The sequence below is a fragment of the Desulfovibrio sp. GTC20076 genome, from assembly GCF_055385905.1.
The window spans coordinates 395,169-408,257 of record NZ_AP039366.1; the positions used below are offsets into that span (position 1 = coordinate 395,169).

The 13,089-nt window shown below is 58.5% G+C and carries 7 protein-coding genes; 5 read left to right on the plus strand and 2 right to left on the minus strand.

Annotated elements, in window-relative coordinates; genetic code table 11:
• The first annotated feature begins 32 nt into the window (after positions 1 to 32).
• The 4 genes from glmM (at position 33) to ACZ495_RS01845 (ending at position 6,387) form a co-directional block, all read left to right on the plus strand.
• Positions 33 to 1,385 carry a phosphoglucosamine mutase gene (gene glmM / locus ACZ495_RS01830; protein WP_012625335.1) on the plus strand — a complete coding sequence of 451 codons (1,353 nt, stop codon included), beginning with the start codon at positions 33 to 35 and terminating at the stop codon, positions 1,383 to 1,385.
• Positions 1,386 to 1,450: 65 nt separating this feature from the next.
• Positions 1,451 to 2,323, plus strand: a complete 873-nt coding sequence (gene galU / locus ACZ495_RS01835) for a UTP--glucose-1-phosphate uridylyltransferase GalU (protein ID WP_012625334.1) — start codon at positions 1,451 to 1,453, stop codon at positions 2,321 to 2,323.
• Positions 2,324 to 2,521: 198 nt separating this feature from the next.
• Entirely contained in the window at positions 2,522 to 4,906 is a 2,385-nt protein-coding gene (gene priA / locus ACZ495_RS01840; RefSeq protein WP_464262527.1) for a replication restart helicase PriA, read from the plus strand.
• Positions 4,907 to 5,094: 188 nt separating this feature from the next.
• Positions 5,095 to 6,387 carry an OmpP1/FadL family transporter gene (locus ACZ495_RS01845; RefSeq protein WP_012625332.1) on the plus strand — a complete coding sequence of 431 codons (1,293 nt, stop codon included), beginning with the start codon at positions 5,095 to 5,097 and terminating at the stop codon, positions 6,385 to 6,387.
• Positions 6,388 to 6,813: 426 nt separating this feature from the next.
• On the opposite strand, the gene secA is transcribed toward ACZ495_RS01845, so the two are convergent.
• Both secA and ACZ495_RS01855 read right to left on the minus strand, forming a co-directional pair.
• Positions 6,814 to 9,390, minus strand: coding sequence for a preprotein translocase subunit SecA (gene secA / locus ACZ495_RS01850; protein WP_012625331.1), 2,577 nt, complete (start codon positions 9,388 to 9,390; stop codon positions 6,814 to 6,816).
• A gap of 397 nt (positions 9,391 to 9,787) precedes the next feature.
• Entirely contained in the window at positions 9,788 to 10,153 is a 366-nt protein-coding gene (locus tag ACZ495_RS01855) for a molybdenum cofactor biosynthesis protein MoaE (RefSeq protein ID WP_464262528.1), read from the minus strand.
• Positions 10,154 to 10,239: 86 nt separating this feature from the next.
• Here ACZ495_RS01855 and ACZ495_RS01860 point away from each other — a divergent pair, with 86 nt between their 5' ends.
• Entirely contained in the window at positions 10,240 to 12,987 is a 2,748-nt protein-coding gene (locus ACZ495_RS01860) for a hypothetical protein (RefSeq protein ID WP_012625329.1), read from the plus strand.
• Positions 12,988 to 13,089: the final 102 nt, after the last annotated feature.

Below are 13,089 nucleotides of genomic sequence, written 5' to 3' on the forward strand. Positions count from 1 at the left end.
CGGAGGGCGCTTTTGCCCTTGAAGGAGATGGCATGGCCGATCGTCTTTTCGGCACGGATGGTTTGCGTGGCACGGTGAATACATACCCGATGACGGTGGACGTTGCCCTGCGTCTGGGGCTGGCCGCAGGGATTCGTTTCCGGCGGGGTCAGCATCAGCATAAAGTGGTTATCGGCAAGGACACGCGCCTGTCGGGGTATATGTTTGAGTCCGCCCTCACGGCGGGGCTGTGCGCTGCGGGTATGCACGTCATCATGACAGGTCCGTTGCCTACCCCGGCCATATCTTTTCTGACGCGCAGCATGCGTGCGGATCTGGGTGTGGTTATTTCGGCCTCGCACAATCCCTTTCAGGACAACGGCATAAAGTTTTTTGATGCCGACGGGTACAAGCTGCCCGATATGGCCGAAGACGAGATCGCGGCCATGGTGCTGGATGCCGGTTTTTCCTGGCCGTATCCCGATTCGCGCGGCGTGGGCCGTGCCACAAAGATTGAAGACGCGGGCGGGCGCTACATTGTCTACACCAAAAACTGCTTTCCTGCCCACCTGACCCTTTCAGGCCTGCGCATTGTGGTGGACTGTGCCAACGGGGCAAGCTACAAGGTGGCTCCCCTTGCTCTGGAAGAGCTTGGGGCTGAAGTATTCCGCATCGGGACCGGCCCTGACGGAACCAATATCAACGAGCACTGCGGCTCGCTGCATCCTGACGTGGTCGCGGCCAAGGTGCGCGAGGTGCGGGCCGACATCGGCCTGGCCCTGGATGGCGATGCCGACCGCCTTATCGTGGTGGACGAGCGCGGGGTAGTTCTGGACGGCGACCAGATCATGGCCCTGTGTGCCCAGGCCATGATGGCCAGGGGCGAACTGCCCGGCAACCTGCTGGTAGCCACGGCCATGAGCAACATGGCTCTGGAACTTTTCATGCGCGATCACGGCGGTCAGCTTTTGCGCACCAAGGTGGGCGACCGTTACGTCATGGAGGCCATGCGCCGTGAAGGAGCCATGCTCGGCGGTGAACAGTCGGGGCATCTTATTTTCCACCGTTACAGCACCACGGGTGACGGACTGCTGGCCGCGCTGCAGATATTGCGTATCATGCGGGAAAAAGAGCGGCCGCTTTCTGAACTGGCCGGGCTGCTGACGCCCTTTCCGCAAAAGCTCATCAACGTGCGGGTGGAAAAGCGCCTGCCCTTTGAGGAGCGCCCCGCCATTGGTGAAGCCGTGGCCCAGGTGGAAAAAGAACTGGGCGGCCGTGGGCGGGTACTTTTGCGCTATTCCGGCACCGAGGCCCTGTGCCGCGTCATGGTGGAAGGCGAGCATGAAGACAGGGTGCGGACCTACGCCGAAGACCTGGCCCAGGTGGTGGAGCGGGAACTGCGTTAAGCTCCTTGCGGACATCCGGTTTTTGAACGAGACTACAGACAAGCAAAGCAACAGCGGAGGCGAGCATGAAGGATATTCGCAAGGTTATTATTCCCGTGGCCGGATGGGGTACGCGTTCATTACCCGCGACCAAGAATATTCCCAAGGAAATGCTGCCCATCTACAACAAGCCGGTCATCCAGTATGTGGTGGAAGAGGCCCAGAAGGCCAATATCCAGGACGTTATTTTTGTAACCAACCGCGACAAAAGCGTCATTGAAGACCACTTTGACTATAACCTGCAACTGGAAGCTGTGCTTGAACGCGCCGGAAAGCTCGACAAGCTGCAAGAAGTGCGCAAGGTAGCGGAAATGGTCAACATCATGTCCGTGCGCCAGAAAAAACAGCTCGGTCTCGGGCATGCCGTGCTGTGTGCGCGTGAACTGGTACGGGACGATCCTTTTGCCGTTATGGTGGGTGATGACCTGATGTTTGGCGGTGTTCCCGGCATTGCCCAGCTTATTGACGTGGCCATGGCTGAAAAGATGCCCGTCATCGGCGTTATGGAAGTGCCATGGGAAAAGGTAGACCGTTACGGCATCATTGAAGGGGACGAAGTTGCTCCCGGCGTATTCAGGGTCAAGAGTATGGTGGAAAAGCCCGCCCGTGACAAGGCCCCCTCGCGCATGGCTATTGTGGGCCGTTATGTGCTTACACCCGATATTTTTGACTATCTTGAAAAAGTCACTCCAGGGCACGGCGGCGAAATTCAACTGACTGACGCTCTTCAGGCCATGGCGCAGGACAGGGGCATGATGGCGGTGCGCATGTCGGGCATGCGTTTTGACGCCGGAGACTGGGCGGAATTTTTGACGGCCAATATCTATTTTGCCCTGCAGGACGAAGAATTGCGCTATGATTTGTTGAATTTGCTCAAGAATTTTGTGCAATTCCACTAGGAATCGCGGTTAACGACATTTGGCCTGCTGAGCAGTTTCAGAGGCCCGTTTCAGGCTGTCTGCGCGTTTATGCCGCCGGGCTGAAACGGGCCTTTCTTGTGCTCAAAAATCTGCGCAGACGCTGCAGGCAGGCTTCCGGCGGGCCGGGCCTTGTGCAGAGGCTTGCTTTCCCCGCCGTATTGGTTAACTCTGCCCCACATGTATGCCAGCATTGCTCTTCTGAGTCCCCCTTATGCCACCTTGAGTTACGCCTTGCCGCCAGAATTTCCACAGGAGTTCTGGCAGCCCGGCCTGCGCGTGGCCGTGCCGCTGGGCAGGGGAGACAAGGCGGCCCTGCGCGCCGGGGTTCTGCTTGAAACCAGCACCCACATTGACCTGCCCGCGGGGGTGGCCTGCAAAAGTGTTTGCTGGCCGCTGGAAGAAAAGGCTGTCCTCACGCCCGAACTGTTGGCGCTGGCACAGGATCTTGCCCTGCGGCAAGCCCTCAGCCCCGGTCATATTCTGGGGCATGTGCTGCCGCAAGGGCTGCGCCTTACCCGTGTGCGCCTGCGCCTGCTCCACGAAAAGGGAGCAGCCTCATGGCCCCTGGCCCGCATTCGGGGGGCTGATGCGGCCACAAGGCAGCACCTTGCCCAGGCTCTTGCCCACGGGCAGGCCCGGCTGCTGCCGCCGGGAGCCGATGCCGCCAGTGAGGAATTTTGCGTGTTGCGTGTGGACCCCCCCTGGCCGGTGCGGCCCTCTGCCACACGGCAGATAGAAATTCTGGAGTTTCTGCACGAGCACGGGGCTGTAAGCCGCCGTCATCTTATCCGTTCGCTGGGGCAGGGGGCAGGGGGTCCATTGCAGTCTCTGCTGGCCGCCGGACACGTCACCCTGACGCGGCAGGATGCCGAGGATGTGGTTGAGGCCGTGGAGCAGAGCCTTTTGCCGCCGCCTCCAGCTTCTTTTACGCTCAATGATGATCAGGAGCGCGCTCTCGCGGATATGAAGGCGGCGCTTGAAAACGCGCATTCCGGCGGGCGGGCTGCTTCGCGCCTGCTGTACGGGGTGACGGGCAGCGGCAAAACCGCTGTGTATCTGGAGCTGGCCCGCGCCTGTCTTGAATCGGGCAGGAGCATGCTTTTGCTTGCGCCCGAGGTCGCGCTGGCCCACAAGCTGCGGCGTGACGCCGCCTGCGCCCTGCCCCAGGTTCCACTTTTTTTCCATCACGGTTATCAGTCTCCCGCGCGCCGGGAAGATACCTACAGGCAACTGGCCGGGCGTGACGAACCCTGTCTGGTGGTAGGCACACGTTCGGCCCTGTTCTTGCCCGTACCGCACCTGGGCTGCATTGTGCTGGACGAAGAGCACGACGCTTCTTTCAAGCAGGATGAAAGCCTCGCCTATCAGGCCAAGGAGGTGGCATGGTTTCGTATGGCGCAGATTCACGGCCTGCTGGTTCTCGGCTCCGCCACGCCTGACCTCAAGACCTTTCATGCGTCGGAAAGCGGGCATCTGCCCATATTGCGCCTGCCCAGGCGTGTAGGCGACCGCGACCTGCCGCCTGTGGAGCTTGTGGACATAAGTTCCCTTTCGCCGGCGGCCACCTCCGAAACCGGTCTGCTGGCTCCCCGCAGCGAAGAAGCCCTGCGTGAGGTTATCAGCAGGGGCGAGCAGGCCGTGGTGCTGCTCAACCGTCGCGGCTATGCCCCGCTTATGTACTGCCTGGATTGCGGGCGTACCCTGCGCTGCCCTCATTGTGAAATAGGCCTGACCTATCACAAGGGGCGCGAAAAGCTTGTTTGCCATTATTGCGGGTATACTCGTCCGTTTCCTTCGCCTTGCCCCGAATGCAAGGGAATGAATTTTTTGCCGATGGGTGAAGGCACAGAGCGCCTGGGCGAACGCCTGGAGGTTCTGGCCGGAGCACCCGTGCTGCGGCTGGACAGGGACAGTACCCGCCGCCCCGGCCGTATGGAGGAAATCCTGGCAGCCTTTGCCCGGCAGGAATCGTCCATTCTTGTGGGTACGCAGATGCTTTCCAAGGGGCATCATTTTCCCAACGTGACCCTGGCTGTGGTGGCTGATGGCGACCTTGGGCTTAACCTGCCGGACTATCGCGCAGCGGAGCGCACCTTTCAGCTTTTGGTGCAGTCGTCAGGCAGGGCCGGACGTGGCGACAAGGCCGGGCAGGTGCTCATACAGACGCGGGACGTGAGCCATTATTGCTGGCAGTACGTGCGTGAGGCCGATTACGAGGGATTTTACGCGGCAGAACTGGCCCGCCGCCGGCTGCGCCGCTATCCGCCGTTTGTGCGCCTGGCTCTCATACGCATTTCCCACGGCATCGAAGAAAGCGGAGGGCCTGCGGCCCTCAATGACCTGGCAGTGGCCCTGCGCGGCCGCTCGACGGAACTGGGCCTGCAACTGCTGGGTCCCGCTCCCGCGCCGCTGGCGTTGCTGCGGGGCAGGCGGCGGTATACCTGCCTTGTGAAAGGGCAGGACTGGCAGGCCATCCGGTCGCTGTATTTTTTTGCTCTTTCACAAAAATGCGCTAAAAATCTACGACTTTTTCTTGACCTTGATCCTGTAAATATGTTGTGAATGGCAGTTGCATTTTTCTGTTGGCTGTGGGGTGCCGCCGCTTCTTCTCCGAAGAAGCCAGGGCGGCCAATTTTTTAATGCAGACTGGCCCACTGGGGGCGGCGTTTCAGGCCGTTGCGTGACGGTCCGGATAGCTGGCGTTCTGTATTCGGGATGCGGCTGCGCCGGCTGAGGTTTCTGGAGGAGTAATGAAGATTTTTCGCGCACTGGCGCTGGTGCTGGCCCTGGTTCTCTGCTGTTCGCCCGATGCCCGGGCTGAAGGCTTTGCCCTTAACGAATGGAGCGCCCGCGGGGTGGCTCTTGCCGGCGGCATGGTGGGCCGCGCGGATGATGTGTCCACTCTGGCGTATAATGCCGCGGGTATAACACAGATTCCCGGCACTCACGTTATGGGCGGCCTGGCCTTTATTGCTCCTATGGGTACCATTGTGTCCGACATGGCCAACGGAGTGGAAAAGCATACCTCTACCAAGCCCAATGTGTGGCTGGCGCCGCACGGTTTTGTGAGCCATCAGTTAAACGATAATGTGTGGCTGGGCTTTGCCTCTTTCAGCCGCTTCGGTCTGGGCAATTCTTTCAACAGCCAGTGGGTCGGCCGGTACAATATGTATGATATCGGCATGCAGACCGTGTCGTTTGTGCCCAGCCTGGCCTACAAGGTCAACGACATGCTCTCCCTTTCCGTGGGAGTGGAGGCCCTGTACGCCCATGTGTACATGGGCAACAAGGTCCCGACGATAACTGCCGCATCCTATCCGGATATTGTCGGTAATGATCTGCAACTGGAAGGCAGCGGCTGGGGCGTGGGCGCGCATCTCGGCATGCACATGCGTTTCAATGACCAGTGGTCCCTGGGCCTTTCCTACAAAAGCCAGATCACGCTCAACCTTTTCGGCGATGTGGACTTCGGCCATGAGGGGCCAAACGGCCTGATAACCGCAGGGAAAATGCACGGTCCTGAAGCCCGCGACCGTAGCGCCAACGCCACTTTGCAGCTTCCCGACTCCATCGCTCTCGGCATTGCCTACAAGCCTCTGGATAACCTGAGCTTTGAGGTCGGTTCGGTCTTCACCCGCTGGTCTACCTATAATGCATTGAATATCAATATGGGCGATGACTATTCTGCCATCAATAACAAGGAATGGCGCGACGGCTGGAATTTCAACGCCAGTGTGGAATACAAGCCCCTGGACTGGTGGGCCTTGCGCGCGGGCTTTGCCTACGAAACTCCCGTGGTCAACGAAAGTTACAGCGACTACATGATGCCCACCAACGGGCGCACCATGATGAGCCTGGGGACGGGCTTTACGTGGGAGAACTGGACAGTTGACCTGACCTACGCCCATTTGTGGATCAATCCCGTGGACTACGACAATACCGAAACTTCCGGCATCCGCTCCGCCGCCAGCGGGATCAAGGGCGGCCACTCGGAAAATGTGCAGGCCAATATCTACATGTTCTCTGTGGGCTATTCTTTTTAGGGCAAGTTAACTTTTATATTGCTCTGGTGGCTGCACGAGCAGACGCCCGCCGTGGAGACGCAAGCGCAGCTTCATTCGTAACCCCTTGGGGCAACGGCTGAAGCTGCGCTTGTATTTGCGCTGTCAGAGGCCGTAACGGGGGCGCCAGCGCTGTACGGGAATGCAGTGCGGCGTAAAGCGGTGTGTATTGTATTCTGCGCAGGTTGCTTTTCCCGTCAGAATGGCAACGTTGGGTATGAAGCATTTCAAGGTTTATCCGGTCTGGTGCTGTTACTGTTTGAAGTATTCCATTGTCTTCGGTGGGGCCGCCGGTACGGCGGGTAGCAGAGAACATACAGCAAAAGAGCGGTTCCCCTTGTGGGGAACCGCTCTTTTCAAATGCCTGCGGCAGGAATCACGGCAGCCGTTCTTGCAGGCTGCCAGGCATTACTTGTCCGCACCGCAACACTTTTTATATTTTCTGCCGCTGCCGCAGGGGCAGGGATCATTCCGGCCAATGCGGGGAGCGGCCTTTGCCGGGGTATTGCGTGCATCTTCGGCATTGCCGCCGCCGGAATAGGAGAGCTGGCCCCTGTCTTCCTTGTGGCGGTATTCACGCGCCAGGGGCTGGCCCTGAGCTTCTTCAGTTTCCGGAGCGATCTCTATGGCTTCCACGGGCGCGGTTTCAGCCGGGGCTACACGCACACGGCTGAGAGCGCGGAACACGTTTTCACGAATCTGGAACAGCATGGCCTGAAACATTTCAAAGCCTTCGCGCTTGTATTCCAGTTTGGGGTCACGCTGGCCGTAGCCGCGCAGGCCGATGCCGTCGCGCAGGGCGTCCATGTTGCGCAGGTGTTCTTTCCAGCAGCGGTCGAGTTCTTCCAGCATAAAGTAGCGCTGGATGTCGCGGTAACTGTCGCCGGTTTCAGAGCGCAGCTCTTCCAGTACCTTACGTATCAGGGGTTCACATTCCTCACGTTCGGGCAGGTGCGCATTTTCGGGCAGTACGCGGTCCAGGTTGAAGACATCGCGCAGGCGGGCGAAGGCGGCTTCACGCAGGCCGTTGTGATCGTCTACAGGCACGCCGTCCAGTGTGCTGTACACGTCATCAAGCACGTCGTTCATGAATTCGTCCATCACCGGGTCAAGGTCTTCCTCAACCATAAGCTCACGGCGCAGGGCGTAGATGACCTCGCGCTGCTGGTTCATGACGTTGTCATAGTCCAGCAGGGTTTTGCGGACCTCAAAGTGATGGGCTTCCACGCGTTTTTGTGCGCCCTCAACCGCGCGGGTGACCATGGCGTTTTCAATGGCTTCGCCGTCACGCAGCCCCAGTTTTTCCATCAGGCCCTTGATGCGGTCAGAACCGAAGAGGCGCATGAGGTCATCTTCAAGCGACAGGTAGAAACGTGAGGAGCCGGGGTCGCCCTGACGTCCGGAGCGCCCGCGCAACTGGTTGTCGATGCGGCGGCTTTCGTGTCTTTCTGTTCCGAGGATATGCAGGCCGCCCAAGTCCACTACGCCTTCGCCAAGCACAATGTCCGTACCGCGCCCGGCCATGTTGGTGGCAATGGTGACTTTGCCGGGCTGGCCGGCCTGGGCCACGATTTCCGCTTCTTTTTCATGTTGCTTGGCATTGAGCACGTTGTGGGGGACCCCGAGCTTGCTCAGGCGATGTGAAAGCATTTCGGACGTTTCGATGGAAATGGTCCCCACCAGAACAGGCTGGCGGTTTTTATGCAGTTCGGTGATGGCCTCGACAATGGCGTCGAATTTTTCCTGACGGCTGCGGTAGATGAGGTCGGGATAGTCCTTGCGCTGCATGGGCCGGTTGGGCGGAATGGAAATAACTTCCAGATTGTATATCTGGTGAAATTCCACGGCTTCTGTGTCGGCTGTACCCGTCATGCCTGAAAGCTTGTCGTACAGACGAAAATAGTTCTGGAAGGTGATGGAGGCGAGGGTCTGGTTTTCGGCGGCGATGGTCACGCCTTCCTTGGCCTCCAGTGCCTGGTGCAGTCCATCGGAATAGCGGCGGCCCGCCATGAGGCGGCCGGTAAATTCGTCAACAATTACGACCTGATCGTCCTGCACAATGTAGTCCACATCGCGCTTGAACACCTGATGGGCTTTGAGCGATTGCAGCACGTGGTGCTGTGCGGTGATGTTGGCGGGATCAAACAGATTATCCAGTTTGAGCATCTCTTCGCAGTAGGCCACGCCCTCATCGGTGAGCATGGCGGTGCGGGCTTTTTCGTCTACGGTATAGTGTTCGGGCCGCAGCTTGCACACCACCTCGTCCACAATCCGGTACATGCCCACCGACTCGTCGGACGCGCCGGAAATGATGAGGGGCGTACGGGCTTCGTCAATAAGGATGGAGTCCACTTCGTCAACGATGGCATAGTTGTGCCCGCGCTGTACCAGCTGGTGCCCATAAAACTTCATGTTGTCGCGCAGGTAGTCAAAGCCGAATTCGTTGTTGGTGCCGTAGGTAATATCAGATTCGTACTGCTGCTTGCGCTCGTCGTCGTCCAGGCCGTGAACGATGACGCCTGTGCTCAGCCCCAGGAAACCGTAAAGCTGACCCATCCAGGCCGCGTCACGCTTGGCCAGATAGTCGTTGACCGTGACCACATGCACACCCTTGCCCGACAGGGCGTTGAGTACCACGGGCAGTGTGGCGACCAGGGTTTTGCCTTCGCCTGTTTTCATTTCGGCGATCTTGCCCTTGTGCAGCACCATGCCACCTATAAGCTGCATATCATAGTGGCGCATGCCGAGCACGCGTCGCGATGCTTCGCGCACCAGGGCGAATACTTCGGGCAGCAGGGCATCAAGGCTCTGGCCGTCTTCCTGCACGGCCTTTTTGTACTGGAGGATGCGGGCGGCAAAGTCTTCGTCCGCCAGTTCCTGCATTTGAGGCTCAAGAGCATTGATGCTCTGTACCTGGGAGCGCAGACGGCGCAGATACCGGTCGTTCTTGCTGCCGAATATTTTTTTGAAAAGAAAGCCGAACATGAAGTCTCCTCTGTTGGGCGCGGGGCAAACCGCCTTTGCCCGGCCAGCGCGACAACGCGGCGCACTGGGGCTGCTCTGAAAACGTAGTTCCGGGCAGCCTGGGGCTGGCGGCATCCCTTTAAAATAAGACATAAATGCCGGGTTGGCAATGTGGAGCAAAGCGGCATCAACTTAAAAAATGAAAGCATTTTGCTGCGTACCGGGGCTGGACGTGCGAAAGGGTTTTCTCTGCCCGAACGCATGCCGGACGCGCGTTGCCGCTGTTTTGGCGCAAGAAGGGGCTTGCGCCCGCATCAGCCCGCAGGAAAGCGCAAAAAGGCAAATAACGGACTTACTTTTTTGCAGGTACGGCCGATAAAATATATGTGGCGGGGCCGCCTTTCCGGGTTGTTAAGATTCAGATTTCGAAGTTTTCCTGCTTGATGACGGCTTCGGTCTTGATTCTGTCCAGCAGTTCGGCAAAAGTTGCCTTGACGTTTTCGCGTATGTCTCCGGCAACCACAAGAAAAAGCACGTCGTCGCCGGGTTTGAGCAGGCCTTCTTCGGCATCGGCCACAATGGCAAAAATGCCGGGGCGCTGCTCCATCTCGTGGACGATGGCTGCCATTTTTTCCCTGTCCGGAGTGATGTGCACAGAGGCGACGGTGCTGTGGTCATTGCGGGACCAGCCGCGCACCACGCCATTATGAACAAGCATCATGCCCACATGGTCGGTGAACCCGGGGCGGGATTTGAGTTCCTGAAGAGTTTTGTTAATATCCATAGGCACCGCCTTTGTTTGAGCCGCGCGCAGCCGTAATTTTTCCGGCAGTATATATCATGCCCGTATCGCCATAAAGGACTTTGTTCATGGCCCAGTTATCACAGTTACTGTCTCGCCTTCCCGAAGGCAAAGACGTGCGCATGAGCACCATGGGGCATGTGCTCTGGGTCTGCTGGCACGGCAAACTGCCCCCGGCAGTAGGGCAGACCCTGCTCAATTACGGCGGCATGCTGGTGGGAGAAGAAGAGGAACAGGCCCTGTGGTTCTTCTTTACAGATGATGTCTTTCTGGCGCTGGCCCGGTTGACGGTATGGGGCAACTTTAATGAGCTTCCGGTAAGTATTGAGCTTTTTCCCGGGCGTTTGCAGTTTGACCGCAAGCGAGATGCCTGCCTGCTGCTTGACGCAGCCCTTCAGGCGCAGGAAATGCTGGTGCGCGACAGCCTTGAGGTATGGGTGCACCCCAAAAGCCGCGAGGGCAAAAAAAGCCTGCCCGGCATTTCTTTCGAGCGCCGCCCTGGCCGTCAGGGCATGAGTTCTGTTGACTGGGCCACCATGCTTGTGGATGTGCGCATGCCCTATGCCTCCACCCACTCATGGTTCGCCATCCTGCATCCTTTGGGCAGCCCGCTGGACAAGGCTTTTCAGAGCGGCTGGACCGCCATGTTCAAAAAAGTGGAAACCCTTTTGCAGCGGCTCAAGATAAAGTCCATCGTCAGCGGCACTTTTGTCATGCTGGCTATGGATAATCTGCTCATGCTACGCACCTTTCTGCGCGACTACCTGCACAGCTTTGACAAGGAAAACGGCGAAGGCGGCGTGTACTGGCCCTGTGTCTGCGTCATAGCCGACCGCAACAATCTCAATTTCAACAGCGACCTGCCCAAGAAGATCGGCCTGCAGTGGGACAACCTCATGCCGGACTTCCCATACCTGAGCTATCGCAATGCCTATCTGCTGGGCGAGGGGTTTACGGTTCGCGACCTGCGTTATACGGGCGAGCAGGTCAGTGTGGACGATTGGTGCAATGTTCTCCTGAACGAAAACAGCCTCAGCGAGCGCTCCATTCCCCTGCTCATGCCCGCCCGGCTGACAGCCGGGGATTCGGCGGAACCGGGCTGCTTTTATTGCGGCATCCATAGCCATACGGCTGTCCAGTGCCCAACAAGGTCATGCCCGCCTGCTGCGCCTGACCTTTGGGATAGGATCGCCGTGCTCGATCTGGAGGCGGTCAACGAAGGGTTCCGCCGCATAGAGCTGGTGCTCAACGAAGAAGGCGTTGCGGGATATACCGCGCTGCTGCGCGACGGCGGCGACGCCGCCCTTGTGCTGCAGGGCGTACTGGACCTGAACAGCGCCTGCCAGTTGCGCAATGTGCCGCGTAACTGGCTGTACCGCATGCGCGAGCCTGAACCGGGAGAAGAGCTGCCGCCCCGCGACGACAGCCCGGCATGGGAAATGCTGGATAAACTGTCTGTTGCTGCCCCCGAAGACCTGGCAGACCTGGAAAAAAAGATTGCCCAGAATATCAGCCGTCATCAGCGGGACCCTCGCCTGCGCATGGCGCAAGGCTTCTGCCAGGTTGAGCGACAGGATTTTGCCCGCGCCGCTGCCAGTTTTGGCGAGGCGGCCGTGCTCACGCCCTCGCCCATGCTCCAGGCCTGGAACGAATTTTTACAGGCCAGACTTGAGGAAGAACAGGGGCATTTCGGCGCGGCCATCGAGCAGTACGGCCAGGTGTGGCGCGTAACCCAGTGGCGCGAGGCGCAGTACCGCGAAATGGTCTGCAAGGTTAAAATGGGCTTTGCCGAAGCCGTGCTGGACCCGCTGACAAAACTTATCCGTGACGACCCTTCCTACTTCAACCATATCCTGATGGACCCGGCCCTGGAGCGGGGGCGGCTGCTTATTCTTTCATCGCTGTATGATCTTTGGGCAGAGGCCAAAAAAAAGGCCGAGTCCGAGGGGCCGGCCATCAATGCCCTGGATGCGCGGCTGCACGACTGGTTTCCGCCGGAACATCCGGTGCAGTTGCTGCTGGGCGGCAAAATCCGGCAGTTGGAAAAGCTCGCCAGTATCAGCAGCTATATAGCTTTTCTCAAGGTTGTTGAAACGCGCCCGGCCCTGGAAAAAGAACTTGAGGAATGCATCAACCGCGAAGTGGAAGAATTGCGTAACCGCTACAAGTATTACCTCGATATTCTTCAGGAAATACGGGACGAAGCTTCGTGGTTTCCCTTTCCGTCAGCCCTGCGTGAATTCAGCCGTGACTTTAATGAAAGCGCGGGCATTATCAACCGTGCCTTTTCTTGCAATTTCCGTGATGCGGCAGCCTTCAAACGGGTGCAGGCCGATACCCCACGCCTGGCAGAGCTGTTGCGCAACCTGCGCAAGCGCTTACAGTTTTTGCGCATGGTGCGCGATGGAACCCTGTTTGGCCTGACCATGGGCAAGACTTTCATGTGGATAGAGGTCGTGGGGCTGCTGCTCTGCTTTATCGGTGTTCCTGTTGTGGTTTTCTGGGGCGACAGCCTGCGCCTGGGTTGGCTGCGCGAGATTCTGGGTGAAGATCAGTGGTCCATCCAGAAAGTGCTTATTCTTATTGTTACAGTTATTTCTTTCGGGCTGGCAGCACTGCGTACCACTCTGGTCTTTGACCGCAAGCGGGAAAAGTTGCTTGAACAGGCGCGCAAGCAGCGTGAGCAGGCCCAGCAGACGCGCCTTGAGCGGATCCGCAAGCAGCGGCGGGCAGAAGAAGAGAAAGCCCGCCGTGAGCGTGAGGTGCTGGCTGCCAAAAGGGCACAGAGCAAGCTGAAAGAAAAAACAGGCGTCTGACCGAAAAATTCTGCTTGTCCGGGCAAAATGGCCAGGCGCTGTGAGCATATAAAAAACCGCCCTGCAAAACTGCAGGGCGGTTTTTATATGCTCATTCAGTGT